The organism is Massilia psychrophila, assembly GCF_002760665.1.
Taxonomy (GTDB): Bacteria; Pseudomonadota; Gammaproteobacteria; order Burkholderiales; family Burkholderiaceae_D; genus JAFCUW01.
On record NZ_PDOB01000011.1, the window covers coordinates 39,338 to 64,388 of the forward strand.

Here is a 25,051-nt window from a genome sequence, read left to right on the forward strand (position 1 = left end):
TGATCTGGCGAAGGAATGACCATGAACATGATTTACAACAGCGAGCAATACAGCGTCGTCGAATTCGGCGTCGATCACAACCTCGAGGCCTTGCGCTTCGGCGGTTACGAGATCGTCGACAAGTCCGGCCAGCGCGAAGCGTTTATCGGCGGTACGCTTGCCCAATCGTTCCGTCGCGACGTCAACAACCTGATCGCCAGCGAACCGACGATGGAAGAGATCGACGATTTCCTCGGCTCCTACGACTCCCTGATGAGCCAGCCGGTGCTGTTGCACTAAGTTTGCACGGGCTTTGCGTTGAACCACTTGCAGCAACCGCAACACCAGGCCTGACCTCATCCGGTCAGGCACTCTCCCGCTTTCCCTTCCCGGCAATATGGTAAGCTCAACACCATGTGTCAACTTCTCGCAATGAATTGCAACGTCCCCACGGACATCGTCTTCAGCTTTACCGGATTTGCCCTGCGCGGCGGGAGCACCGATACCCACCATGACGGCTGGGGCATCGCCTTTTTCGAAGGCGCTGGCGTGCGCCACTTCGTCGATCACCAGGCCGCGGTGACGTCGCCGATTGCCGAGCTGATCAAGCGTTATCCGATCAAGTCGAAAAACGTCATCGCCCACATCCGCAAAGCCACGCAAGGCCGGGTCGCGCTGGAAAACTGCCATCCGTTCGTGCGCGAATTGTGGGGCCGCTACTGGGTGTTTGCCCATAACGGCGACCTGAAGCATTTTTTTCCCGTGCTGGACGGCGCGTTTCGCCCGGTCGGCGACACCGACAGCGAACGGGCCTTCTGCTTCCTGTTGCAGGAGCTGCGCGCGCGCTTTGGCGACGTGGCGCCGCCGTTGGCGCAACTGCGCGCCGCGCTTGCCGAACTGGTCAGCGGCATCGCCGCCCACGGCGCCTTCAACCTGATGCTGTCGGACGGCTCTGCGCTGTTTGCCCACTGCTCGACCAGGCTGTGCTACGTGGTGCGCCAATACCCATTCGTCACCGCCCAGTTATCTGACGAGGATCTCAACGTCGACTTTTCGCAGGTGACGACGCCCGATGACCGCGTTGCCATCATCGTCACCGAACCCTTGACCACCAACGAGCGCTGGACCGAATTCCAGCCGGGCGAACTCAAAGTATTCGTCGACGGACAGCCGTTGCCGTGATGTGATGGCGAAAAGAAAAGAATTTGTCCGTAATTCAATGTCGAAAGTTCACTGGCGCAAGAGAATGCGGTAAAGTAAGGCATTCCCCCGACCCCGGAACGACACCCGATGACCGATCCTGCCCACTCCCGGCACGCACCGCAAGACCTCAGCGTGCGCGATTTTCATCTGGGGCGCCAGCCGATCCTCGACCGTAACCAGGCGCTGTTCGGCTACCAGTTGCTGTTTCGCGATGCGCAGGGCGGCAACGCTTATGGCAACGTCAACGTAGGCGCTGCTTTGTCGGCCACGGCAGCGGTGATCGCCCACGCCGGCCAGCTGGGCCTCGACAAAGCCATCGGCGATGCCCAGGCCTTTATCGACGTCGACAGCGCCGTCATCGACGGCGACATGTTCGCCTTCCTGCCGCGCGAGAAATTGGTGCTGGCGCTTGAAGACACCGCCCACGCCGGCGCGCCGCTGTTCGAGCGGATGGCCGAACTGGCCGATCACGGCTTCCGGTTCGCACTGGGCGGGGTGCGCGAAGCCACTTCGCGCCTCGAACGGCTGTTGCCGCTGGTCGACTTCGTCAAGATCGACACGCGCGAAATGACGGCGCCGGCGCTGCTGCAAGTGACAGCGCACGTCAAGCGCGCCGGCAAGCTGCTGGTGGCCGAAAAAGTCGAGACGCGCCCAATCTACGACAGCTGCCGCGAACTCGGCTTCGACTACTTCCAGGGATATTATTTTGCCAGGCCGGCATTGATCAGCGGGCGCAAGCTGACGCCGTCGCAGCTGGCGCTGCTCGAGCTGATGACGCTGGTGAGCTCGGACGCCGAGAACATCGAGATCGAGCGCGCCGTCAAGCGCGACGTCACCCTGGCGCTGAACCTGCTGCGGCTGGTAAATACGCCGGCGGTCGGCATGCGCCAGCGGATCGATTCGGTCAGCCAGGCTTTGATCGTGCTGGGCCGGCGCCAGCTGCAGCGCTGGCTGCAGATCATGCTGTACGCCGATGCGGGCGAGCGCGGCCACAGCGCCTCGCCCTTGCTGATGCTCGCCACCACGCGCGGCCGGCTGCTCGAGCTGCTCGCCAAGCGGCTGCGGCCGAGCCAGCGCAACGTCGCCGACGTCGCCTTCACCGTCGGCATCATGTCGCTGATGGACGCCTTGTTCGGCATTCCGATGCGTGAGATCGTCATGCAGATCCCGGTGATCGACGAAGTGGCCGCCGCGCTGACGCATCGCAGCGGCTTCTTCGGCGAACTGCTGCGGCTGGCCGAATCGATTGAACAGATGGAAGGCGGCGAAGACCTGGTGACGCCGAGCCTGAAGCAGCTGGCCATCGCCAACGACGAACCGGTGGAGTTCGAGGTTGCCGCGTTCGCGTGGAGCGAGACGGTGGTGCGTTACGCGATCTGACGGTCGACCCGGTTTCGCCGGCTGGGTGCAGAGGTGACGGTGGCGGTGCCGACGCGCCGGGCGCGCGCTGGCAGCGGTCAAGCTCAAGCGCGAACATGGCAAAGAACCTGTCCCTGGCCCTATGACAGGTTCGGCGCCAGCCAGGTTTCGAGCTGCGCGTCAGGGACCTTGCGGCGCTGCGCCATGTCCGCCAGCTGGTCGGTGCCGATCTTGCCCACCACAAAATACTTCGAGTCGGGGTGCGCCAGGTAAAACCCCGACACCGCCGCGCCCGGGAACATCGCATACGATTCCGTCAGCGCCATGCCGATTTCTTCCGGCTGCAAGACATTGAACATGTCGGCCTTGACGGTGTGCTCGGGGCAGGCCGGATAGCCCGGCGCCGGGCGGATGCCGGAATAATTTTCGGCGATCAGCGCGTCTCTGGCGAGGTCTTCGCCGGCAGCATAGCCCCACAGGTCGGTGCGCACGCGCTCGTGCAGGTATTCGGCAAACGCTTCGGCCAGCCGGTCGGCCAGCGACTTGAGCAAGATGGACGAATAGTCGTCATGCGCATCCTCGAAGCGCTTTTCGTACTTTTCGATGCCTAACCCCGCCGTCACGGCGAACATGCCGATGTAGTCCTGCACGCCGGACTCTTTTGGCGCGATAAAATCGGCCAGGCACTGGTTGGGGCGCTGCACGCCGTCGACCAGCGGTTTGACGCCTTGCTGGCGCAGCCCGTACCAGGTCAGCGCGACATCGCCGCGGCTGTCGTCCCGGTAGACCTCGATGTCGTCGTCATTGACGCTGTTGGCCGGCAGCAGGGCGATGACGCCGCTGGCAGTCAGCCAGCGGCCGTCGATGATTTTTTTCAGCAGCGCCTGGCCTTCTTCGAACACTTTGGTTGCCGCTTCGCCGACCACGGCGTCCGTCAGGATCGCCGGGAACGGGCCGGCCAGGTCCCAGGTCTGGAAGAACGGGCCCCAGTCGATGTAGCGCGCGATCAGAGAAAGGTCGACGTTTTTGATGACGCGCCGGCCAATGAACTTCGGCTTGACCGGGGCGAACGGCAGCACCGCCTTGTTGGCGCGGGCGGCGGCCAGCGGCAGCATCGGCAGCGCCTTCTTGCTGGCGTGCTGCTCGCGGATGCGCACGTAATCGAGGGCGATGTCGTCGATGTACTGGTCGCGCGTTTCAGGAGTCAGCAGCGCCTGCGCCACCGATACCGAGCGCGAGGCGTCCGGCACGTACACCACCGGGCCGTCGTAGTTGTGGGCGATTTTTACAGCCGTGTGGGCGCGCGAGGTGGTGGCGCCGCCGATCAGCAGCGGAATCTTGAGCATGCGGAAATGCGGGTCGCGCTGCATCTCCTTGGCGACGTGGGCCATCTCTTCCAACGACGGCGTGATCAGGCCGGACAGACCGATCATGTCGGCATTTTCGACCTTGGCACGCGCCAAAATTTCGGAGCAAGGCACCATCACGCCCATGTTGACGACTTCGAAGTTATTGCATTGCAGGACCACCGAGACGATGTTCTTGCCGATGTCGTGGACGTCGCCCTTCACCGTCGCAATCACGATCTTGCCCTTCGGCTTGGCGACAATGCCGGTGCGCTTTTCCTCGAGCTGCTTTTCTTCTTCGATGAACGGGATCAGGTGGGCCACCGCCTGCTTCATCACGCGCGCCGACTTGACCACCTGCGGCAGGAACATCTTGCCTTGGCCGAACAGGTCGCCGACGACGTTCATGCCGTCCATCAGCGGCCCTTCGATGACGTGAATCGGCCGTCCGTTTGACGCCAGCAATTGCTGGCGCGCTTCTTCGGTGTCTTCGACGATCCATTGGGTGATGCCGTGCACCAGCGCATGCGACAGCCGTTTTTGCACCGTGGCGTCGCGCCATTCGAGGTTCTGCGCGTCCTGCCTGGCGCCGCCGGCCTTGAGCGTTCCGGCGATGTCGATCATGCGCTCGGTGGCGTCGATGCGCCGGTTCAGCACCACGTCTTCGACACGCTCGCGCAGTTCGGCCGCGAGGTCGTCGTACACCCCCATCATGCCGGCGTTGACGATGCCCATTGTCATGCCGGCCTGGATGGCGTGGTACAGGAACACGGTGTGGATCGCTTCGCGCGCCGGGTCGTTGCCGCGAAACGAGAACGACACGTTCGACACGCCACCCGACACGCCCGCATGCGGCAAGTTGGCGCGGATCCAGCGGGTGGCGTTGATGAAGTCGACGGCGTAGTTGTTGTGTTCTTCGATGCCGGTGGCGATGGCAAAGATGTTCGGGTCAAAAATGATGTCTTCGGGCGGGAACCCCACTTGCTCCGTCAACACCTTGTAGGCGCGCTGGCAGATGGCGGTCTTGCGCTCGAACGTGTCGGCCTGGCCCTGTTCGTCGAAGGCCATGACGATCACGGCGGCGCCGTAGCGCCGGCACAGGCGCGCCTGGCGGATGAATTCTTCCTCGCCTTCCTTCATCGAAATCGAGTTGACGATCGACTTGCCCTGTACGCATTTGAGGCCGGCCTCGATCACCGACCATTTCGACGAATCGATCATGATCGGCACGCGCGAGATGTCCGGCTCGGAGGCGATCAGGTTCAGGAAGCGGCTCATCGCCGCTTGCGAGTCGAGCATCGCTTCGTCCATGTTGATGTCGATGACCTGGGCGCCGTTTTCGACCTGCTGGCGCGCCACCGACAGCGCCTCGTCGAACTGCTCGTTTAAAATCATGCGGGCAAACGCTTTGGAGCCGGTGACGTTGGTGCGCTCGCCGACGTTGACGAACAGCGAATCGGCATCGACCGTGAACGGTTCCAGGCCCGACAGGCGCAGTGCAACGGGTACTTCCGGCGGCACGCGCGGCGCGGTGTCGGCCAGCAGCGCGGCAATCGCGGCGATGTGCTCGGGCGTGGTGCCGCAGCAGCCGCCGGCGATGTTGATGAAACCGGCGTCGGCGAATTCGCGCAGCAGCGCCGAGGTGTCGGCCGGCAGCTCGTCGAAGCCGGTGTCGCTCATCGGGTTGGGCAGGCCGGCGTTCGGGTAGATGCAGACAAAGGTGTCGGCGATCTGCGACAGCTCTTCGGCGTAGGGGCGCATCAGCGCCGCGCCCAGCGCGCAATTGAGGCCGATCGTCAGCGGCCGGGCGTGGCGCACCGAGTTCCAGAACGCCGGCACGGTCTGGCCGGACAGGATGCGCCCGGAGGCGTCGGTGACGGTGCCCGAAATCATCAACGGCAGGCGCACGATGTCGGGATGCTCGTCGAAATACTGGTCGATGGCGAACAGCGCCGCCTTGCAGTTGAGGGTGTCGAAGATGGTCTCGACCAGCAGCACGTCGGCGCCGCCGTCGACCAGTCCGCGCACTTGCTCGTGGTAGGTCGCAACGAGCTGGTCGAAGCTGACGTTGCGCGCGGCCGGGTCGTTGACGTCCGGAGAAATCGAGGCGGTCTTGGGCGTAGGTCCGAGCGCGCCGGCGACGAAACGGCGCTTGTCAAACGTGGAAAATTTGTCGCAGGCAGCGCGCGCCAGCCTGGCCGCGGCGACGTTCATCTCGTAGGCCAGGTGGCCCATGTGATAGTCGTCCTGGGCGATGGAAGTAGCGCCGAAGGTGTTCGTTTCAATCAGGTCGGCGCCGGCCGCGAGGTAGCGTTCGTGGATTTCCTGGATGATGTGCGGCTGGGTCAAGGTCAGCAGTTCGTTGTTGCCCTTGACAAACAGTTCGCGCGCGCCGCTGCCGCCGGGCGCCGCGAAGCTGGCGAAACGGCCGTCGGCGCCGCCTCGGTATTCCTGCTCGCCCAGCTTGTACTGCTGGATGATGGTGCCCATCGCGCCGTCGAGAATCATGATCCGGGTTGATAAGATGTCACGCAAGGCGATTTCGGTCGGAGAAACAGCGGCGGTGGCGGTGGTCATCGATTGCTTTCTATAGGCGCGGCGGGAAATCCGGCAGGCGCGGGGAAGGGCTGAAATTATACGGCATCGCGTCAGTTTGGTTGCCGGCAGGGCGCACGCCGCCGTTGCCGCGTGTTTGTAACATTATGTTTCGGCGCGTCAATTGTTACATAACGATACAATTAACGGGAAGCCAGCAATCTTCGTGATACATGCCGGCAGCAGAATCGTTGTCTGGTGGAAGCATTCGCCATCCACTTCGCTTTTACATGCAGGTACCGAAAGACCAGATGAACAAAGAATACGCACAACAATGGGATGCACCGGAGCCGGTGGAACCGCGCGCCGCAGCGCCGAAGGCCAGCGTGGTTTCGCACAAGCAGATCGTCACGATCCGGTTCGATACCGACATGCTGGCATGGTACAAGGGCGCCGGGCCGGGCTACCAGACCCGGATCAACCAGATCCTGCGCCAGTATATGGCGGAGCACCAGGACAAAACCGGCAGCGAGCCGAACTAATCGAAACAGCAGTTCGCCAGCGCGAAACCCTTGAGGAACTCGCTGGCGGGGAGCCGCTTGCCGCCGGGTTTTTGCAGTTCCGTCAAGCGCAGGGCACCACTTCCACAGGCGACGACAATGCCGCCTGCCGCGTCGGCGGCGAGCACCTGTCCGGCGCGCGCGCCGCTGTCGGTCGCAAGCGTTTGGGCGCCCCAGATCTTGAGGGTGACGCCGTTGACCTGGGCGTGGGCGCCTGGGAACGGATTGAAGGCGCGGATCTTGCGCTCCAGTTGCTGCGCGCCGAGGGTGAAATCGAGACGCGCTTCTTCCTTGCCGATCTTGGCCGCATAGGTCACGCCGGCATCCGGTTGCGGCACCGCTTCCAGGGGACCGGATTCCATCTTGCGCAGCGTGTCGACGATCATGCGCGCGCCCAGCGCCGCGAGCGTGTCGTGCAGGCTGGCGGTGGTGTCAAAACGGGAGATGGCGACGCGCTCCATCGCCAGCATCGGGCCGGTGTCGAGCCCTTGTTCCATCTGCATGATGGTGACGCCGGTGTCGACGTCGCCCGCTTCGATCGCGCGGTGGATCGGCGCGGCGCCACGCCAGCGCGGCAGCAGCGAACCGTGGATGTTAATGCAGGGCTTGATGTCGAGGGTGGCGCGCGGCAGGATCAGGCCGTAGGCCGCCACCACCATGACGTCGTAGTCGGTGGTCAGCAGGCGGGCGTGTACGGCGCGCGCCTGTTCGGCGCGTACCGGGTCCGCGCTGTCCTGGCGCAGCGACAACGGTTGGAGTACCTCGATGCCATGGGTGATGGCAAACTGCTTGACGCTGGATGCATGTAGCTGCAGGCCGCGGCCGGCGGGGCGGTCGGGCTGGGTCAGCACCAGGGCAATCTCGACGCCGGCCGCGTGCAGGCTGGCCAGCGCCAGCGCGGCAAACTCCGGCGTGCCGGCAAAGACGATTTTCATCGATTCCTTCGTGGCCAAGCTCATCAGAAGCGACGGCCGGCGGCTTTCAAGGCCGCCTCGCGCTCGAGGCCGCGCACTTCTTTCACCATCTTCGCCTTGATGCGGTTGCGCTTGAGCGGCGACAGGTATTCGACGAACACTTTGCCCAGCAAATGGTCCATCTCGTGCTGGATGCACACCGCGAGCAGGCCGTCGGCTTCGAGTTCGAACGCCGCGCCGTGCAGGTCGCGCGCGCGCACCTTGACGCGCGCGTGGCGCTCGACGCCGTCGTAAACGCCTGGCACCGACAGGCAGCCCTCGTCGTAAATCAACTTTTCGTCGCTGGCCCAGGTAATTTCCGGATTTATGAATACTTTCAGGTCGTCCTTGGTGTCGGACGTGTCGATGATGAGGAGCTGCTCATGGACGTCAATCTGGCTGGCGGCCAGGCCCACGCCGGGTGCGTCGTACATTGTCTCGGCCATGTCAGCCACCAGGGTGCCGAGGCGATCGCCAAATTCGGTGACCGGCTTGGCCACCTTGTGCAGGCGGGGGTCGGGGTAGCGCAGAATATTCAGTAAGGCCATAGGGTAGGACAACTCGTTAAGAATTCGGTATCAAGCGGACGATGGTTAACAATGGGTATACCCGCAATGGACATAACCGCAGTGTGACGCAGCACGCGCATGTAATGCCCTGAATCAACAAAAACGCAACAGGTCGGCAGGGTGGCCGAGCGTGGTTTGTCTTGCCAGTTCAAGGATTTGTGTGCAGAATTTGATCCAGTTCGGCAACTTTTCATCCGTTTGCCGGATGGATGGCGCTGGTTTGAGCCGGCCTCCGCGCCTCCGGGGCCTGGAGCGGCTGCAGCCAGGAATGTCGTTTTCACGCTGCACTTTACGGACATCTCGATGAAAAATTTTATCACAGTCGGCGCGCGCGGTGCTGTCGCGGCGGTTTTTGCGTCTGTTCTGGCCGCTCCCGTCCAGGCCGCTACCTGTGAGTTCCGTCCGAATGCGCCGGATCAGCATCTGGTAGTGCGCGGCGACACCTTATGGGATATTTCCGGTCAGTTCCTCGAGCATCCTTGGTGCTGGCCGCAGGTGTGGGGCATCAATCGCGACCAGATCCGCGACCCGCACTGGATCTATCCGGGGCAGACCGTGTATTTCGACCGGCTCAACCGGCGCCTGAGTTTGTCGCGCCCGGACGCACCAAGCGACGGCATTGAACAAACTACCCGGCTGTCGCCGCAGATCCGCACCGAGGGCCTGGGCAACGACGCCGTGCAATCGATTTCGGCCGGCGCGATCGAGCCCTTCCTGTCGAGGCCGCTGATCGTCGAAGAAGGCGAACTGAACAGCGCGCCGCGGATTGCCGCCATCGGGGACAACCACGTCTACCTCGGCAAGGACGACAAGCTGTACGTGCGCGGCGTCCTTCACGGCGCAACGTCGTTCCAGGTATTTCGCCCGGGTAGCGCGTTGAAGGACCCCGAGACCGGCCGCCTGCTCGCCTACGAGGCGGTGTACCTGGGCACGGTTAAGCTGCAGGCCGAGGCGAAACCGGGTGTCGACGTGCATACGTTCACGGTGTCGAGCTCGACCCAGGAGATGGGCGTGGGCGACCGCCTGATGCCGGCGCCGCCTACGCCGCTGCGCAATTATGTGCCGCACCCGCCACAGCGCCAGGTAAATGCGCGCGTGCTGTCGATTTATTCAGGCGTTACCTATGCCGGCCAGAACCAGGTCGTCAGCGTCAATCGCGGTTCGCTTGACGGACTCGATGTCGGCGCCGTGCTGCAGCTTTATCATTTCGGTCAGACTGTCGCTGACCCGGGCGGCAAGCAGGGCGTGATGGGCCTGGGCAAAACGATGATCAAGCTGCCCGATGAACAAATCGGGAACCTGTTTATCTTCCGCGTGTTCAAGCATGTTGCCTACGGCCTGATCATGCAAGTGACGAAGCCAGTGGAAGTCGGCGACGTCGCCAAATCACCGGAGTAACATCGCCGTGCAGGACACGGACCTTCGCCCCCATCCCCGCGGCGCCACCCCGGCCGATGCTGCCAATCTTGCCGGCTGGATCCGCCTCGAGCAGACGCCGGGCCTGGGGCGCGCTACGCTGCGCGCGCTCATGGCCGAGTTCGGTTCCCCGCAGCGCGTCTTCAACGCCGGTTACCGCGCGCTGAGCATTCACGTCCCCGCGCCGCTGGCGCGCGCGCTATGCGAGCCGCCGTCCTGCGCGATTGAACGCCAGATCGGCCTGTCGCTGGCCTGGCTCGAGCGGCCCGGCAACCATTTGCTGACGCTGCACGACTCCGCTTACCCGGCGGCGCTGGCGCAGATTCCCGACCCGCCGCCGCTGCTGTATGTAAAAGGCCGGCCGCAATTGCTGGCCGCGCCCATGCTGGCCATCGTCGGCAGCCGTAACGCGACGATGCAGGGCAAGGCCAACGCCGAGGTGTTCGCCCATGCACTCAGCTGCGCCGGGCTGACCATCGTCTCCGGCCTGGCGCTGGGTATCGACGCGGCGGCTCACCAGGGTGCACTCGACGGCAGTGGCGCGACGGTGGCGGTGATCGGCACCGGCGCCGATATCGTCTATCCGGCTCGCAACCGTGCTCTGGCCCACCGCATCGCCGAACAAGCCTGCATCGTCAGCGAGTACGCGCTGGGCACGCCCCCGCTGTCGCACAACTTTCCCCGTCGCAACCGTATCATCAGCGGGCTGTCGGCCGGCGTGCTGGTGATCGAGGCGGCGGCCCAGTCCGGCTCGCTGATCACCGCCCAACTGGCTGCAAGCCAGGGCAGGGACGTGTTCGCCATCCCCGGCTCGATTCATTCGGCCTTGGCCAAGGGCTGTCACAAGCTGATCAAGGAAGGCGCCAAGCTGGTCGAGTCGGCCGCCGACGTGCTGGGCGAACTGCGCATGTCGCCGCTGGTTGCGATGGCGAAGGCAGCCTATGCAAACCCGGTGGTTGCCGCAGCCATTTCCGGCGCCGGCCAGGCGCTGCTGGCGGCGATGGCGCACGAGCCGGTCGGCGCCGACGCGCTGGCGCGGCTGTATGAAGCCGAACCGAAGGCCGAACCGGGACAATTGAGCCTGGTACTGCTGGAGCTGGAGCTGTCCGGTCAGGTCGAGCGCTTGCCGGGAGGATTGTTCCAGCGCATGAATCGGTGATGCCGCTGCGCAGGGCTTGTGCCGGAGCGAACTTAACTGATAGAGTAGAGCCATGTTCGATATCCTCGTCTACCTCTACGAAACCTATTACCGGCCGGACGCCTGTCCCGAGCCGGGGGCGTTGGCGCGCAAGCTGTCGGCGGTCGGGTTCGACGACGTCGAAATTTCCGAAGCCCTCGATTGGCTCACCGACCTGACCGCGATGGCCGGCGCCGAGCACAACGACGTTGTCGCCTCGACCGGCACGCGATTTTACGTGGTGCAGGAACTCGATGTGCTCGGCAGCGGTGCGGTCGGCTTCATCCAATTTCTCGAAAGCGCCAAGGTGCTTAGCGCGCTGCAGCGCGAAATCGTCATCGAGCGCGCGCTGGCGCTGGGCGAATCGCCCGTCAGCCTGGGCAAACTGAAGATCATCGTGCTGATGCTGCTCTGGAGCCAGGGCAAGGAGCCGGACGCGCTGATGTTCGACGACCTGTTCGGCGCCGACGACGAGCAGACGCCGCGCCTGCTGCATTAAGCTACCAGGCACCCAGGCGCCCAATCCTCGCGCTTTTCCCGCCCGGCTTCACGCATGGTGTTGCGCCGGCCCTGCCGATGCACAGGCCGCTTGCGAATTTGCGCGCAACCCGCTTATCATTGGCCGCACCTTTTGACTGTTAGCAAGCAGCTCACGGGTGGCAAATGCATCCCGCTGGGCCAAGCCATGTATCATGCGCCTGCCGAACCACTTTATAAGTACGACGAGAAACCCTATGACAAAAACCCTCATCATCGCCGAGAAGCCTTCTGTCGCGAACGATATCGCCAAGACGCTGGGCGGCTTCACCAAGCACGATGAGTACTTCGAGTCCGACCAGTACGTGTTGTCGTCCGCGGTCGGCCACCTGCTCGAAATTGCCGTGCCGGAAGAACACGACGTCAAGCGCGGCAAATGGAGCTTTGCCCACCTGCCGATGATTCCGCCATACTTTGCGCTCAATCCGATCGCCAAGACCGAGGCGCGGCTGAAGGTGCTCAATAAACTGATCAAGCGCAAGGACGTGTCCGCCCTGATCAATGCCTGCGATGCCGGGCGCGAAGGCGAGCTCATTTTCCGCCTGATCCAGCAGAACGCCAAGGCCAAGCAGCCGGTCCAGCGCCTGTGGCTGCAGTCGATGACGCCGGGCGCGATCCGCGAAGGCTTCACCAAGCTGCGCAGCGACGAAGAGATGCTGCCGCTGGCCGACGCCGCGCGCTGCCGCTCGGAAGCGGACTGGCTGATCGGTATCAACGGCACCCGCGCCATGACCGCGTTCAACTCGAAAGAGGGCGGCTTCTATCTCACCACGGTCGGCCGGGTGCAGACGCCCACCCTGTCGATCGTCGCCGAGCGTGAAGAAAAAATCAAAAAATTCGTGTCGCGCGATTACTGGGAAGTGCGCGCCGAGTTCATCTGCGCGGCCGGTATCTACGAAGGCCGCTGGCTCGACCAGTCGTTCAAGAAGGACGAGAACGACCCCGAGCGCCGTCCGGAGCGCTTGTGGAGCAAGGTTGCGGCCGATACCATCGCGATGGCCTGCAAGGGCCGCCAGGGCGCAGTTACCGAAGAGAGCAAGCCGACCACCTCGATGGCCCCGGGCCTGTTCGATCTCACCAGCTTGCAGCGCGAAGCGAACGGCCGTTTCGGCTTTTCGGCCAAGAACACGCTGGGCCTGGCCCAGGCGTTGTACGAAAAGCACAAGGTGTTGACGTACCCGCGTACCGATTCGCGCCACCTGCCGGAAGACTACATCGACACCGTCAAGGAGACCATGACGTCGCTGGCGGAGAACAACAACTACCACCAGTTCGCCAAGCAGATCAGCGCCAAGGGCTGGGTCAAGCCGAACAAGCGCATCTTCGACAATACCAAGATTTCGGATCACTTCGCCATTATCCCGACGCCGATCGCGCCGAAGAACCTGTCCGAGCCGGAGCAAAAGCTGTACGACCTGGTGACGCGGCGCTTCATGGCGGTGTTCTTCCCGCCGGCCGAGTTCCAGGTTACCACCCGGTTTACCGAAGTGTCGGGCCATCAGTTCAAGACTGAAGGCAAGGTCATGACCAATCCGGGCTGGCTGGCGATCTACGGCAAGGAAGCGTCGACCGATGACGACAAGGAAGGCAGCACCGGCGGTAACCTGGTGCCGGTGGCAAAAGGCGAGAAGGTGCAGACCGAAAAAGTCACCGCCAATGGCCTGGTCACCAAGCCGCCGGCGCGCTACACCGAGGCGACGTTGCTGTCGGCCATGGAAGGCGCCGGCAAGCTGATCGACGACGACGAACTGCGCGACGCCATGGCCGGCAAGGGTCTCGGCACGCCGGCCACGCGGGCGGCGATCATCGAGGGCTTGCTGGGCGAGCGTTACCTGCTGCGCGAAGGGCGCGAGCTGATTCCGACGGCAAAGGCGGCGCAGCTGATGACTTTGCTGCGCGGCCTCGGCGTGAACGAACTGACGGCGCCGGAACTGACGGGCGAGTGGGAATACAAGCTGTCGCAGATGGAAAAAGGCAAAATCTCGCGCGAAGAATTCATGCGCGAGATCGCCCAGATGACCCAGATCATCGTCAAGCGCGCCAAGGAATACAATAACGAGACCATCCCCGGCGACTATGCGACGTTGACGACGCCGTGCCCGAACTGCGGCGGCGTGGTCAAGGAAAACTACCGCCGCTTCGCCTGCTCCAAGTGCGAATTTAACATGAGCAAGACGCCGGGCAGCCGGCAGTTCGAAATCGCCGAAGTCGAGGAGTTGCTCAAGAACCGCACGATCGGCCCGATGCAGGGCTTCCGCTCGAAGATGGGGCGGCCGTTCGCGGCGATCCTGCGCATCGTGCGCGACGAGGATATCAACAACTGCAAGCTCGAATTCGATTTCGGCCAAAACGACGAGGAAGGCGAAAACGGCGAGGGCGTCGATTTCACCGGCCAGACGCCGCTCGGTCCTTGCCCGAAATGCAATGGCGGCGTGTACGAGATGGGCCTGGCGTATGTGTGCGAGGCGAGCGTGGCGAAACCGAAGACATGCGACTTCCGCAGCGGGCGCATCATCTTGCAGCAGGAGATCTTGCCGGAACAAATGGTCAAGCTGCTCAATGACGGCAAGACCGACCTGATGCCAGGCTTTGTTTCGCAGCGCACGCGCCGTCCGTTCAAGGCCTTCCTGGTCAAGGGCAAGGATGGCAAGATCAGCTTCGAGTTCGAGGAACGCAAAGCCAAGCCGGGTGCCAAGGTCAAGGCCAAGCCAGTGGCGGACGAGGGCGATGGGGCGGCCGAGGTTACGGCGCCGATCAAGCCGGCGGCGAAGAAGGTGGCGGCAAAGAAGGCGGTGGCAAAGAAGGCGCCGGTAAAAGTGGCGGCCAAGAAAGCACCGGTGAAGCGCGCGGCGGCGGCCAAGAAGTAAGTTACATCGGTACTGCCAGTGGCAGTACCGATGGCAGACATCTCGGTTAATAAAAAAACCGCGTAGCCATTACGGCGCGCGGTTTTATGTTATTCGGCGCCGGTAAGCACCTCGGCCTCTGTTGCCAGTTTATTCCTGCCACCCCGCCTGCAACGCCCGGATTGCCGCTTCGCCGTTGCGAATCGCCTTTACGCGGTGCACGATCTCTTCGCGCCACGCTTCGTCGGCGTCGGGATCGACAGCGCCGTCGATGTCCAGCAACAGCAAACGCAGCAGGTCGTTCTTTTCCGCACTGCTCAGCAGCTGGATTTTTTCGGCTATTTCTGCAACTAATGTGGACATCGGTGGCACCCCCTCTATCTTATTTTTTTTTAAATCTTTCCTTAGTCTAACGCATTTCCACATCGATCAGGTTATCTGTGGGCTTGCGATCGATTAATTTATTATCCGGGTCGATGCCGGCCTTTGCCGGGCGGCCGGCCACCACCATCGTCACCGTCACCTCGCCGCTGCCGACCAGGCGGCGCTCGCGCACGAGCGGTTTGCCGTCCTTGTCGTCGACGCCGAATTCGATGATGTCCTTGAGCGCGGCATCCTTCTCGTCGCCGCGTTCGCCGACCCGCACCTTGCCGGCGCTGGCCGTCAGCGTCACTGCATAGCGGCCATCGGCGCGCTTGACGGCGAAAGAGCGCATCGCCCGGTTCTCGTACAGCACGATTGATTCGAACAGGTCGTCGACCAGGTAGGCCAGGCCAGGGGGCGTGACGCGGCGCAGTTCGTCGGTCAGCATCGTCACGTTCGGGTAGGGCGCGGCGTGGAAGGCGTGACGCACCAGCAGCGCACGTAGCGCCTCGTTGACCTTGTCCTCGCCAACCAGGTCCTGCAACAGGTACATCGCCAGCGCGCCCTTGCGGTAGTGGATGTAGCGCTGGTCTTGATTGCGCGCCAACGGCAGTTCGCGCCGGTTATCGTGCGCCCGCTCCGTCAGGTAACGGTCGAGGTTGTAGCGCAGGAAGCGGCGCATCTTGGCCGGCCCGTAGGATTGCTTCATCACCATCAGGGCGGTATATTCGGACAGGGTTTCGCTCAGCACCGTGGCGCCGGCGACGTTGGCGGCCACCAGTTGATGGCCCCACCACTGGTGCGCCACTTCATGCGCGGTGACGTACAGCGGATAGTCGATGTCTTTCGGGTTGGCGTCGTCGACCTTGGCGATGAAGCCGGCCGACTCCGAGAACGGGATCGTGTTCGGATACGACTGGGCATACCCGGCATAGCGCGGGAACTCGACGATGCGCAGCACCTTGTGCTGGTAGGGAGTGAAATTGGCCGAGCAATATTCGAGCGAGGCGCGCACGCCCTTAACGATGCGCTCCAGGTTGAAGTCGTGGCCCGGATGGTAATACACGTCGATCGTGACGTCTTGCCAGCGCTCGTGGCGCACTTCGTAGCGGGCCGACTGGAAGGCATAGAAATTGAGGATCGGCTCGTCCATTTTATAGTGGAAGTAGCGCCGGCCGCCGGCCATCCATTCGCGTTCGAGGGTGCCGGCAGCGATGGCGAGCTGGTCCGGGCTGGTGCTGACCACCGCCTCGAAGTCGATCCAGTCGGCGTCGCTGGCGACGTAGTTGACGCCGGCCGCTTGCGGGTCGGTGGGCGCCGCCATCGGCGCGCGCGGCGCCAGGCCGTGGCGCTTGCGGTCGCGGTCGTCGCGCAGTTCGGTCCTTGCCTGGTAGCCGATGCGCGGCAGTGCATCGTTGTTGAAGAAGGTGCCGTTGGCGACTACGCGGGTGTCAAGTCCCATGCCGGGAATGCCCTGGGGCGCGTCCGTGAGCTCGAATTCGAGCGCCACCTTGGCACCCGGCATGAGCGGCGCGGCCAGCCGGTAAGCATACAAGCCGCGCGCCTGATCGGACAGCAGCAGGCGCGCGCCCGGCGCCAAGCGCAGCACGAGCGCACTGGTGCGCGCCTGGTGCACGAATACATCGCGGATCAAAGCGGCGCTGCGGTTTTCCAGCTGGTAGGCGCCGCGCACGCGCAGGCTGCGCCGCTCCGGCACGAGGTCGACCTGCAGGTTGACGCCGGTGATGCGCGGCTGCGGCAGCGCGCCAAAGCGCTTGTAGCGCAATTCGTACTCGGCACGCGACTGCTCCTCTTGCCAGGCGGTCTGGAAGCCGTTGACGACGTGCAGGTTGTAGTACAGCAGGCCGCCGCTACCGACGAAGATGGCGAAGCCGACGGCGAATGCCGCCAGCACCGGCTTGGAAAGGTTACGGCGCGCCAGCTGCAGGCGGCTGCCCAATTGTGCGTTACAGCCGCGCGGCCAGAACACCACCGACAGCACCATCAGCATCAGCGCCGCGCCGAACCAGTACAGCGCGAACCATCGTTCGCGCGCCAGGTAGTGGCCGTAACCGTTCATGGCCGAGTAGACGAAGTCGGGCGAGGTGCCGTACAGCAGCATCGGATGGTCGAGCCCGAGCGCGCCGAACGTCAGCGTCGCCGCGTAATACAAGATCATGGCGAAGTAGGCCAGGTACTTCTGGTTGATCAGCACCTGCAGCGCGATCGCCAGCACCGCCAGCAGCGCGTAATGCGGCAGCTTGATCAGGAACAGCGTCTGCAGGTAGAGCCCGGGTTCGAGCACAAAGTAAGCCTTGAACAACTGAATCAACATGCCGCACACCATCGCTACCAGTAGCATCACCGCCTGCAGGCCGACCAGGCTGAGCGTCTTGGCCACCAGCGGCAGCCAGCTTGGCACCGGCAGCGCGTCGAGCATCTGGGCGACCCGTGCCTCGCGCTCGCGCCAGACCAGTTCACCGCTGTAGAGGGTGGTGGCGATCAGCATGAACAGCGGGTAGGTCTCGCCGATCAGTTCGAGTATCTGGTAGGTGACCGGATAGGTGTTGGTGCCGTACAGCGAGCCGAGGTTGAGCGAGGCGGCCAGCAGCATCAGCGCGCCGGCCAGCGCGATGACGACGAAATAGACGTTCTTGAGCGACTCGCGCAGGTTCAGCCAGGTCGATTGTAGCAACAGCCACGCCATGCCGCGGCCGGCGAAATCGGGTGGCTCGCGGGTGTCGATGGCGCTGTTCGACAGCGCCGGCGCCTGCATACCTGCGCCCTCGGGCCGGTTGGCGGCGCGCTGGCCGACGTCGCTGAAGAAATGGAAGCGCCAATAACCCAGCAGCAGCACGACCAGCGCAAAGCCGGACCAGGTCAGGCGGTTGATCAGGTACACCCCTTCGAAGCCGATCGCGCGGCTGTTCTTCTCAAGCACGGTCCAGTATTCGGTCAGGCGCACCAGCGCGGTGGTGCCGAACGGATCCATCAGCGCGGCCAGCGTCTTGTAGTCGAGGTCGCGCGCCAGGTTGGGCGCCACGATGTAGCCGATCATCATCACCATGCTGGCGATGTAGACCGGCAGCATGCGCCGCGTCAGCGCGGCCAGCACGAAGAACAGGGCGCCGAAAATGAACAGGTTCGGCAGCAAGGTGAAGACGTACGGGCGCAGGTACATCGACAGCACCACCGGGCCAACCCGGTCCGGTTCGATGCCGGGAATATAGATGCCCAGCCAGGCGCCCAGCACGATGCTCGAAAACACCACCGCCAACGTCAGGTAGGCGCCGAGAAAGCGGCCGAACACGTATTGGTGCTTGCCGATCGGCGCGCTGAAAAAGAAGTGGTGCATGTCGTACTCGAAGTCTTGCTGCACCGAGCGGCCCATCACGGCCGCCATCACGATTACGCCCAGGCAGCCGAGGGCGGCGACGGTCAGCTCGATCGAGCGCGGCGCGTTGATGAAGACTTTGCCGCCGAACGAGACGTTGGCTTCCTTGAAGACGCCGCCGGCGGCGGCCATCCACAGCATCGCCAGCGCCAGGAACATGGCGAAGTAGACCCAGGTCGAGAGCAGCTTGAGCCGCTGCCGCGCTTCGAATAATGCAATTGCCAGCATGAGGGGTTCCCGGCCCTTCTAGCAGTTGCTGGCGGCCGTGTGGCGCCCGGCGATGGTGGCGAAATAGACGTCGTCGAGGTCGCCGATGGCGGATGCGAAACCGTCGCCCGGATCCTGGTCGGCGTACACGTGAATCAGGGTGCGTCCGGTCAACAGGCGGGTCGAGATCACCGCGTGGCGCTGCTGGAAAGCCGCCAGTTCGTGCTTGGCGACGAAGCGCGCCCAGATCTTGCCTTTGACCGCGTCGATCAGCTTTTGCGGCTCGCCGCACAGCAGCACGTGGCCCTGGTTGATGATCGCCATGTTGGCGCACAGGTCGGCGACGTCGGACACGATGTGGGTCGACAGCAGCACCGTCTTGTCGTCGCCGATGTCGGACAGCAGGTTGTGGAAGCGCACCCGCTCCTGCGGGTCGAGGCCGGCGGTTGGCTCGTCGACGATGATCAGCCGGGGATCGCCCAGCAGCGCCTGGGCGATGCCGAACCGCTGGCGCATGCCGCCCGAAAAGCCGCCGAGGCGCTGGTGGCGCACTTCGAACAGATTAGTCTGCTGCAACAGGCCGTCGACCACTTCGCGCCGGCGCGCCTTGTTGGTCAGGCCCTTCAGTACGGCAAAATGGTCGAGCAGTTCGTACGCGGTGACTTTAGGGTAAACGCCGAAGTCCTGCGGCAGGTAGCCGAGCAGGCGGCGAATCTCGTCTTTTTCGTCGAGCACGTCGAGGTCGCCGAAAAATACCGAGCCGGAATCGCATTCCTGCAAAGTCGCCAGCGTCCGCATCAGGGTCGACTTGCCGGCGCCGTTCGGGCCGAGCAAGCCGAACATCCCTGCCGGGATAGTCAGGCTGATTCTGTCCAGCGCCACCACACCGTTGGCGTAGGTCTTGGACAGATTGCGGATGCGTAATTCCATGCGGGTGACTCCGATTTCTGATGTTCAGTTGCAGGTGCCGTGAGGCGCCGCGCCGCATGCCGGCATGGCTTCTCGATAATTGCATTGTATTAAAATTATGGCGTGCCAGGGGGGGCTTGCGACAGGCGGGCAATTGGCTGTCCCAGAGTGCGCATTCGGGGGAGCAGACGCGGGGATGGGATGGAGAAGCGACGGCGCAGCACCTGCGGTGGGCGCACACCGCGGTGGCGACAGTTTTGCCGCATCCAAGATTGGTCGCGGTCCAGGCCGGAAATAGGCATAATGGGCGGATGGACACTGTCATTCAAGAGAAAATACTGGCAGTCGCGCGCGCCGCCCGCACCCGCGACGAGTCGCTCGCCTGGTTTCGCGTCAGCGTCGGGCTGCATTACCTGTCCGGCCTGATGACACAAGCGCCAATCGACTTCAAGCAAGTCGACGGCGAGTTCAACCGGTTTATCTACCGCGCGATCGGCAAAGGCCACAGCATTGCCAGCGCATTGCAGTTCATGAGTGGGGCGAAGGTGGTGGCGGTGGTCGATTCGGCGCGCTTTACCGCCGTATTCGCCGAGCATTGCGCGGAGGTGCCGGTCGACACGATCGGCTTCCTGCTCTCGCTCAACCTTGGGGTGGCCAAAGACATCTCCAAGCTCGACATCGGCGGGCCGGTGCTGGACTGGATCGAGCGCCAGAAAGACACCGCCCAGCGTGGCGACCCGGCCGCGCCCGCCGCCCTATAATAGTGGCTTCATTGCTATTAGGACATACGCTATGGTCGCCAAGCTTTCCCAGCATCCCCTCGACAACCTGATTAGCGGCTTCGACAAGGCCTTGCGCGTGATTTCCGGCGCTGCCACGGCAACCCGGCCTTACCCGGGCGCGCGCGCCGCCGACGGCAACCTTGTCCCGCTTGACGCCCGCCACAGCGCCGGCCTGATGCGGGTGAACCACGTCGGCGAGGTGTGCGCCCAGGCGCTGTACCATTCCCAGGCGCGCTTTGCCACCAGCGACGCCATGCGCGCGCAGTTCGAACAGGCCGGCCGCGAAGAAGAAGACCACCTGGCGTGGACGGCGCAAAGACTGGCCGAGCTCGGTTCCCAGCCGAGCATGTTAAATCCGCTGTGGTACGCCGGCGCCTATATGCTCGGCACCATTGCCGCCCACCTCGGCGACGCCCGCAGTCTCGGCTTCGTGGTCGAGACCGAACGCCAGGTCGAAGCTCACCTGGCGGGCCACTTGGTCGAGTTACCAAGCGATGACGCCAAGTCGCGCGCGATCGTCGAGCAGATGCGCCGCGACGAGGCCGCGCACGGCGCCGCTGCGAGCGCGCTGGGCGCAAGCGAAGTGGCGCTGCCGGTCAAGGTGCTGATGACGGCGATGTCGAAGGTGATGACGACGAGCGCGTATTACATCTGAGCTGGTAACGTGGTTAGACTTCGACGATCTCGAACGAGTGCGTGATGTCGGCGGTCTTGGCCAGCATGATCGACGCCGAGCAGTATTTGTCGTGCGACAGGCTGACGGCGCGCTCCACGCTGCCCGGCTTGAGCTTGCTGCCGGTCACGGTGAAGTGGAAGTGGATCCTGGTAAATACCTTTGGATCGGTATCGGCCCGCTCCGCCTTCAGGGTGACGTCGCAGCCGCGCACGTCTTCGCGCCCGCGCTTGAGGATCAGCACCACGTCGTAGGCGGTGCAGCCGCCGGTGCCCAGCAACACCATCTCCATCGGTCGCGGTGCCAGGTTGTGGCCACCGCCCTCAGGAGCGCCGTCCATGCTGACCATGTGGCCGGAACTGGTCTCGGCCCGAAAACTCATGCCCGACGGGCCATTCCAGCTAATTTTCACTTCCATCGCATTCTTTCTTTGAGTGCGGCCAGGCGGCTTTTCAAAACGGGGTCAGACCCGTTTTAATGTGCCAAAAACAGGGTCAAGGCCGTTTTTTAAACGGGTCTGACCCGGTTACTATTCCAGCCGATTTTTATATCTCTGCCTTCTGTCATTGAGAGGGCAGGTCTGCTTTTTCAACGTGGGGTCAGACCCGTTTTAATGAGTAAAAAGAAGGGTCGAGCCCGTTTTTTAAACGGGTCTGACCCCATTTTTTGTTACAGCTATTGTACGGCTTATACCGCCAGTACGTAGCGTTCGCTCTTCATCCGCCAGGTGGCGAAGGCGACGGCGGCAAGCGCTGGCAGCATGGCGCTGAAGAACGTCAGCACGAACGGCAGCGCGCCGATCGCTTCGCCCTTGGCAATTTCGCGCAGCAGGGTCTGGTTCGACAGCATCGGCACGGCGTACATCCACAGCGCGGTCTTCAGTTCCAGCATCGATACGGCGATGCCGGGGATCATCGGCAGCATGACTACGAAGCTGAGCATGCTTTGCGCTTCCTTGAACGATTTGGCATTCATCGCCACCGCGATCTGCACCGCTGACGCGAACAGCGACAGCGGCACCGACGCCAGGCATACCATCACCAGATCGAAAGTGGTGACGCGCCAGGACATGCCGATTTCCTCCAGCGGCAGCCAGGACAGGATGGCGTGCGCGAGGAACAGTTCGAGCGTGATGCCGATGACCGCCAGGGCGCCGGCGGCGAGCCATTTGCCGGTCACCAGTTCCCAGGTGCGCGCCGGCTGCGACATCAGCACTTCGAGCGAGCGGCGCTCGCGCTCGCCGGCGGTACTGTCGACCGCCGCCGACAGGCCGCAGATAAAGGCGGGGAAGAACAGGAAGCCGAGGATGCTGCCGATCAGGCCGGCCGAGCGGGCGGCGGTGGTGCCGGTGTCGTAGCGCTGCAGCTGCAGCGGCGCCACCGTGGCCGGTGACACGCCGTGCGCCAGCAGGCGGGCGCTGGCGATGCTCGAATTGTAGGCGTGCAGCACCTCTTCGATGTCGCGCTGGCGCGCGCCATTGTCGGCGGCCGAATCGAACCATAGTTCAACGCGCGCCGGGCGCATCGCCTGGTAGTTTTCGGCGAACTTGTCGCTGATGCGCAGCACCGCCACGACCTTGCGCGATCGCAGCAGTTGCGTGATCGCATCCTCGTCCATCGGGCCTTTTTGCTCGACGCTGATGTTCTTCTGTTTGAGCTGCACCATCAGGTTGGGCGCTTGCGCCGCGCCGATCACGGCCAGCTCGATGCCTTCGCGCTCGGGCTTGGTGGCGCGCTTGATCTGCTGGTTCAGGATCACTCCCAGCATGACCGGGTACATCAGCGTAAACAGCAGCAGCAGGCCGAGCGAGCGCTTGTCGCGCATCGTTTCGCGGAATTCCTTCAAAAACACGATCCGCCATTTCGCCTTCATGCGACGATTCCCTCTTCGGTGCCGACCAGGCTGACGAAAGCGTCTTCCAGGCTGGCGATGCCGGTACGCTCGCATAATTGCTGCGGCGAGCCTTGCGCTACCGTTTGGCCCCTGGCGATGACGATGACGTCGTCGCACAGGTGGGTCACTTCCTGCATCACGTGGGTGGCCATGATGACGCAGCAGCCATCTTGGCGCAGCGCGCCCAGGGCACTGCGCAGCGCGCGCGTGCTCATCACGTCGAGGCCGCGGCTTGGCTCGTCGAGCAGCAGGTGGCGCGGCCGGTGCAGCAAGGTGCGCGCCAGCGCCACCTTGATGCGCTGGCCCTGGGAAAAGCCCTTGGCGCGCCGCTCGAGAATATCGTTCATCGCCAGCAGGTCGGCCACTTCGTCGATGCGCGCCTGTAGCGACGGCCCGGCCATGCCGTTCAGTTCGCCGAAGTAGGCCAGGTATTCGCGCGTGCTGAGGCGGTCGTACAGGCCGAACTGGTCGGTCAGCAAGCCCATGTTCTTACGCACCGCCATCGGGTCGACGGCCGGGTCGATGCCGTCGATGCTGATGCTGCCGTGGTCGCGCTTGAGCAGGCCGACCAGCAGGCGCAGCAGGGTGGTCTTGCCGGCGCCGTTCGGCCCCAGCAGCGCGGTGATGTGGCCGTCGCGCGCCTGAAAGCTGACGCCGCCCAAAGCCTGGACGGCGCCGAACTGTTTGCGTACTTCTTTCGCTTCTATCATGGTCGGGTCCTGGCGGTTACGGTTGCGGCCCGGCGCTGCCGAGCTGAAAGCCGGGCACCGGGATGTCTTTCAGGCAGTCGGCCTTGAGCGGCTCGCCCGGACGGTCGAGAAATTCGCGCAGCAGGCGCGGCGCGCAGCCGAGCTGCGAAATGCCGTGGCCGGCGTTCGCCACCACCAGGTGCTGGGCGTTCGCCATGGTCTTGCGGGCGGCCTCGGCGCGCCGCGGCGGCGTCACCGGGTCGAGCGCGCCGGACAGCATCAGCACCGGCGCGGCAATCGTGGCGGGCGCCGCCAGCGGCACCGGCGGCACCTTCATCGCCCCGCACAGCGAAGGCAGGCGCGCCAGCATCGGCGCGGTCAACGGCGAAGCGTCCTCGGCGCGCAGTGCGGGCGTGAGGCGCGGGAAATCCTCGGCGCAGATGACCGCCAGGTGCAGCACCAGGGCGTTGGAGCCGTTGGCCGAGAAATCGGCGGCGACGTTGCGGCGCGCCACGAACGGCTCCCAGCGGCCCTGCGCAGCGCTGTGGATCAGGAACGGCAGGCGCCGGCTGTCGGATGGCGAATACAGGATGCTGTGGACGGTGCCGAGGAAGCGCGCGCTCGTCATCGTCAGTTGCATCGGCTCGGCGGTGCGCGGGTCGGCGATGTCGACCTTGACCTTGCCGGCGGCGATTTTGGCGGTCAGGGAGGCGAACTCGGCGCGCACGGCAGGGAAGGCGCGCTGGCAGGATGGATCGGAGGCGCACTGGCGAAACAACGCCTCGAGCGCGGCCTGGCTGTCGCGACCGCCGGCCGGGATCACCTGGTCGGGCGCGGCGACGCCGTCGAGCACGAGCGCGCGCAACTGGCCGGGAAAGGCGCGCGCGTAGGCCTGGCCGAGGCGGGTGCCGTACGAGCCGCCCCAGACGTTGATCTTGCCGTAGCCCAGGGCCAGGCGCACCTGCTCGATGTCGCGCGCGGCGTTGGCGGTGGTGTAGGCGGCATAGTCGACGCGCCGGCCGGCGATGCAGGCGCCGATCTCGGCCTCGAGCTGGTCTTCCGTCATCGCCTGCTGGGCCGGCTTGGTTTCGCAGTCGAGCTTACCCGATAACCCGGTGCCGCGTTGGTCGATGAACACGATGTCGCGCGTGGCGCGGGTGCGGCGAAAGGCGTTCGCCAGCAGCGGCAGCACGTCCGAGCCGGCTTCGCCGGGGCCGCCGGCCAGCACGAACAGCGGATCGCGCAAGGCCGACTCGCGAAACGCCGGCGCGACCGTCACGTGCAGCGCCAGCTTTGCGCCGTTCGCCTTCGTGTAGTCGAGCGAGACCGGCACGTTGACGCAGCGCAGCGCCTCTTCCGAGCCGGGCAGGTGGCAGGAGCGGGTCTGCGCGCCGGCTTGCGCGGCGCGGCCGGCCGCCGGCAGCAGCAGCAGGCAGGTCAAAGTCAGGCCAAGGCATGTGCGAACGTCCACGAATTTCTCCTAAGTTGGATGGGAGGCTGAGCAATACTATGTTGGCGAAGTTTCCCCGGTCAACCCTTAGTTGAGGTTTTAAATAGATGACTTTAGGCAACTTTGACCTTGCGCGCGCCATTCGCCGGGAATGCAACAGCGCGGCCATTGGCGGGTTGACGCGGCAAGCCGAAGTGCGCTATGATTGCCG

The 25,051-nt window shown here is 63.9% G+C and carries 20 protein-coding genes; 10 read left to right on the forward strand and 10 right to left on the reverse strand.

Annotated features, from left to right (window positions below):
* The first annotated feature begins 21 nt into the window (after positions 1–21).
* From CR103_RS09085 to CR103_RS09095, 3 genes are all read left to right on the forward strand, one after another.
* Positions 22–279 (forward strand): BTH_I0359 family protein, encoded by a 258-nt coding sequence (locus tag CR103_RS09085; RefSeq protein ID WP_099915749.1) that lies wholly within the window; start codon positions 22–24, stop codon positions 277–279.
* A gap of 114 nt (positions 280–393) precedes the next feature.
* Positions 394–1,161 (forward strand): class II glutamine amidotransferase, encoded by a 768-nt coding sequence (locus CR103_RS09090; protein WP_099915670.1) that lies wholly within the window; start codon positions 394–396, stop codon positions 1,159–1,161.
* Positions 1,162–1,269: 108 nt separating this feature from the next.
* Positions 1,270–2,562 (forward strand): EAL and HDOD domain-containing protein, encoded by a 1,293-nt coding sequence (locus CR103_RS09095; protein WP_099915671.1) that lies wholly within the window; start codon positions 1,270–1,272, stop codon positions 2,560–2,562.
* 119 nt (positions 2,563–2,681) lie between these two features.
* Here the strand turns inward: CR103_RS09095 and metH are convergent, their stop codons facing one another.
* On the reverse strand, positions 2,682–6,464 hold the full coding sequence (gene metH, locus CR103_RS09100; protein ID WP_099915672.1) for a methionine synthase: 3,783 nt from the start codon (positions 6,462–6,464) through the stop codon (positions 2,682–2,684).
* A 269-nt stretch (positions 6,465–6,733) separates the two neighbouring features.
* Between metH and CR103_RS09105 the strand changes: the two genes are divergently transcribed.
* Positions 6,734–6,964 (forward strand): BrnA antitoxin family protein, encoded by a 231-nt coding sequence (locus CR103_RS09105; protein ID WP_229442972.1) that lies wholly within the window; start codon positions 6,734–6,736, stop codon positions 6,962–6,964.
* On the opposite strand, the gene fmt is transcribed toward CR103_RS09105, so the two are convergent.
* Positions 6,961–7,917 carry a methionyl-tRNA formyltransferase gene (fmt, locus tag CR103_RS09110; RefSeq protein ID WP_099915750.1) on the reverse strand — a complete coding sequence of 319 codons (957 nt, stop codon included), beginning with the start codon at positions 7,915–7,917 and terminating at the stop codon, positions 6,961–6,963. The genes CR103_RS09105 and fmt overlap by 4 nt on opposite strands.
* 23 nt (positions 7,918–7,940) lie before the next feature.
* Complete coding sequence (def, locus tag CR103_RS09115) at positions 7,941–8,483, reverse strand: peptide deformylase (protein ID WP_099915674.1); 543 nt, start codon at positions 8,481–8,483, stop codon at positions 7,941–7,943.
* A gap of 324 nt (positions 8,484–8,807) precedes the next feature.
* Between def and CR103_RS09120 the strand changes: the two genes are divergently transcribed.
* The 4 genes from CR103_RS09120 (at position 8,808) to CR103_RS09135 (ending at position 14,501) form a co-directional block, all read left to right on the forward strand.
* The gene (locus CR103_RS09120) at positions 8,808–9,902 is read left to right on the forward strand and encodes a LysM peptidoglycan-binding domain-containing protein (RefSeq protein WP_099915675.1); all 1,095 of its coding nucleotides are present in this window, start codon (positions 8,808–8,810) and stop codon (positions 9,900–9,902) included.
* A gap of 7 nt (positions 9,903–9,909) precedes the next feature.
* Complete coding sequence (dprA, locus tag CR103_RS09125; protein WP_229442973.1) at positions 9,910–11,079, forward strand: DNA-processing protein DprA; 1,170 nt, start codon at positions 9,910–9,912, stop codon at positions 11,077–11,079.
* A gap of 52 nt (positions 11,080–11,131) precedes the next feature.
* Positions 11,132–11,596 (forward strand): Smg family protein, encoded by a 465-nt coding sequence (locus tag CR103_RS09130; protein ID WP_099915676.1) that lies wholly within the window; start codon positions 11,132–11,134, stop codon positions 11,594–11,596.
* Positions 11,597–11,831: 235 nt separating this feature from the next.
* Positions 11,832–14,501: a DNA topoisomerase III gene (locus CR103_RS09135; RefSeq protein ID WP_099915677.1), complete on the forward strand. Its 2,670-nt coding sequence runs from the start codon at positions 11,832–11,834 to the stop codon at positions 14,499–14,501.
* A gap of 129 nt (positions 14,502–14,630) precedes the next feature.
* Here the strand turns inward: CR103_RS09135 and CR103_RS09140 are convergent, their stop codons facing one another.
* Genes CR103_RS09140 through CR103_RS09150 form a run of 3 tightly spaced genes read right to left on the reverse strand, consistent with a single transcriptional unit; the run spans position 14,631 to position 19,374 of the window.
* The gene (locus tag CR103_RS09140) at positions 14,631–14,843 is read right to left on the reverse strand and encodes an addiction module protein (RefSeq protein ID WP_099915678.1); all 213 of its coding nucleotides are present in this window, start codon (positions 14,841–14,843) and stop codon (positions 14,631–14,633) included.
* A 46-nt stretch (positions 14,844–14,889) separates the two neighbouring features.
* On the reverse strand, positions 14,890–18,465 hold the full coding sequence (locus CR103_RS09145) for a M1 family aminopeptidase (protein ID WP_099915679.1): 3,576 nt from the start codon (positions 18,463–18,465) through the stop codon (positions 14,890–14,892).
* An 18-nt stretch (positions 18,466–18,483) separates the two neighbouring features.
* A complete protein-coding gene (locus CR103_RS09150; protein WP_099915680.1) occupies positions 18,484–19,374 on the reverse strand; it encodes an ABC transporter ATP-binding protein in 891 nt (296 codons plus the stop codon).
* A 290-nt stretch (positions 19,375–19,664) separates the two neighbouring features.
* Here CR103_RS09150 and CR103_RS09155 point away from each other — a divergent pair, with 290 nt between their 5' ends.
* Together CR103_RS09155 and coq7 are read left to right on the forward strand one after the other, a co-directional pair.
* Positions 19,665–20,114: a hypothetical protein gene (locus tag CR103_RS09155; RefSeq protein WP_099915681.1), complete on the forward strand. Its 450-nt coding sequence runs from the start codon at positions 19,665–19,667 to the stop codon at positions 20,112–20,114.
* Positions 20,115–20,145: 31 nt separating this feature from the next.
* Positions 20,146–20,790, forward strand: coding sequence for a 2-polyprenyl-3-methyl-6-methoxy-1,4-benzoquinone monooxygenase (gene coq7 / locus CR103_RS09160; protein ID WP_099915682.1), 645 nt, complete (start codon positions 20,146–20,148; stop codon positions 20,788–20,790).
* A 13-nt stretch (positions 20,791–20,803) separates the two neighbouring features.
* Here coq7 and CR103_RS09165 read toward each other — a convergent pair whose 3' ends face one another.
* The 4 genes from CR103_RS09165 to CR103_RS09180 form a co-directional block, all read right to left on the reverse strand.
* Positions 20,804–21,226 (reverse strand): OsmC family protein, encoded by a 423-nt coding sequence (locus tag CR103_RS09165; RefSeq protein WP_099915683.1) that lies wholly within the window; start codon positions 21,224–21,226, stop codon positions 20,804–20,806.
* Between the two features lie 269 nt (positions 21,227–21,495).
* Positions 21,496–22,680 carry an ABC transporter permease gene (locus CR103_RS09170; protein WP_099915684.1) on the reverse strand — a complete coding sequence of 395 codons (1,185 nt, stop codon included), beginning with the start codon at positions 22,678–22,680 and terminating at the stop codon, positions 21,496–21,498.
* Positions 22,677–23,411 carry an ABC transporter ATP-binding protein gene (locus CR103_RS09175; protein WP_099915685.1) on the reverse strand — a complete coding sequence of 245 codons (735 nt, stop codon included), beginning with the start codon at positions 23,409–23,411 and terminating at the stop codon, positions 22,677–22,679. The genes CR103_RS09170 and CR103_RS09175 overlap by 4 nt, the downstream gene beginning before the upstream one ends.
* Positions 23,412–23,427: 16 nt before the next feature.
* Positions 23,428–24,861 carry an alpha/beta hydrolase gene (locus tag CR103_RS09180; protein ID WP_229442974.1) on the reverse strand — a complete coding sequence of 478 codons (1,434 nt, stop codon included), beginning with the start codon at positions 24,859–24,861 and terminating at the stop codon, positions 23,428–23,430.
* Positions 24,862–25,051: the final 190 nt, after the last annotated feature.

What these genes read in the sequence shown, in the direction of transcription:
- CR103_RS09085 (WP_099915749.1), top strand. Translation starts at nt 22, where the DNA reads ATGAACATGATTTACAACAGCGAGCAATACAGCGTCGTCGAATTCGGC.
- CR103_RS09090 (WP_099915670.1), top strand. Translation starts at nt 394, where the DNA reads ATGTGTCAACTTCTCGCAATGAATTGCAACGTCCCCACGGACATCGTC.
- CR103_RS09095 (WP_099915671.1), top strand. Translation starts at nt 1,270, where the DNA reads ATGACCGATCCTGCCCACTCCCGGCACGCACCGCAAGACCTCAGCGTG.
- metH (WP_099915672.1), bottom strand. Translation starts at nt 6,464, where the DNA reads ATGACCACCGCCACCGCCGCTGTTTCTCCGACCGAAATCGCCTTGCGT.
- CR103_RS09105 (WP_229442972.1), top strand. Translation starts at nt 6,734, where the DNA reads ATGAACAAAGAATACGCACAACAATGGGATGCACCGGAGCCGGTGGAA.
- fmt (WP_099915750.1), bottom strand. Translation starts at nt 7,917, where the DNA reads ATGAAAATCGTCTTTGCCGGCACGCCGGAGTTTGCCGCGCTGGCGCTG.
- def (WP_099915674.1), bottom strand. Translation starts at nt 8,483, where the DNA reads ATGGCCTTACTGAATATTCTGCGCTACCCCGACCCCCGCCTGCACAAG.
- CR103_RS09120 (WP_099915675.1), top strand. Translation starts at nt 8,808, where the DNA reads ATGAAAAATTTTATCACAGTCGGCGCGCGCGGTGCTGTCGCGGCGGTT.
- CR103_RS09130 (WP_099915676.1), top strand. Translation starts at nt 11,132, where the DNA reads ATGTTCGATATCCTCGTCTACCTCTACGAAACCTATTACCGGCCGGAC.
- CR103_RS09135 (WP_099915677.1), top strand. Translation starts at nt 11,832, where the DNA reads ATGACAAAAACCCTCATCATCGCCGAGAAGCCTTCTGTCGCGAACGAT.
- CR103_RS09140 (WP_099915678.1), bottom strand. Translation starts at nt 14,843, where the DNA reads ATGTCCACATTAGTTGCAGAAATAGCCGAAAAAATCCAGCTGCTGAGC.
- CR103_RS09145 (WP_099915679.1), bottom strand. Translation starts at nt 18,465, where the DNA reads ATGCTGGCAATTGCATTATTCGAAGCGCGGCAGCGGCTCAAGCTGCTC.
- CR103_RS09150 (WP_099915680.1), bottom strand. Translation starts at nt 19,374, where the DNA reads ATGGAATTACGCATCCGCAATCTGTCCAAGACCTACGCCAACGGTGTG.
- CR103_RS09155 (WP_099915681.1), top strand. Translation starts at nt 19,665, where the DNA reads ATGGACACTGTCATTCAAGAGAAAATACTGGCAGTCGCGCGCGCCGCC.
- coq7 (WP_099915682.1), top strand. Translation starts at nt 20,146, where the DNA reads ATGGTCGCCAAGCTTTCCCAGCATCCCCTCGACAACCTGATTAGCGGC.
- CR103_RS09165 (WP_099915683.1), bottom strand. Translation starts at nt 21,226, where the DNA reads ATGGAAGTGAAAATTAGCTGGAATGGCCCGTCGGGCATGAGTTTTCGG.
- CR103_RS09170 (WP_099915684.1), bottom strand. Translation starts at nt 22,680, where the DNA reads ATGAAGGCGAAATGGCGGATCGTGTTTTTGAAGGAATTCCGCGAAACG.
- CR103_RS09175 (WP_099915685.1), bottom strand. Translation starts at nt 23,411, where the DNA reads ATGATAGAAGCGAAAGAAGTACGCAAACAGTTCGGCGCCGTCCAGGCT.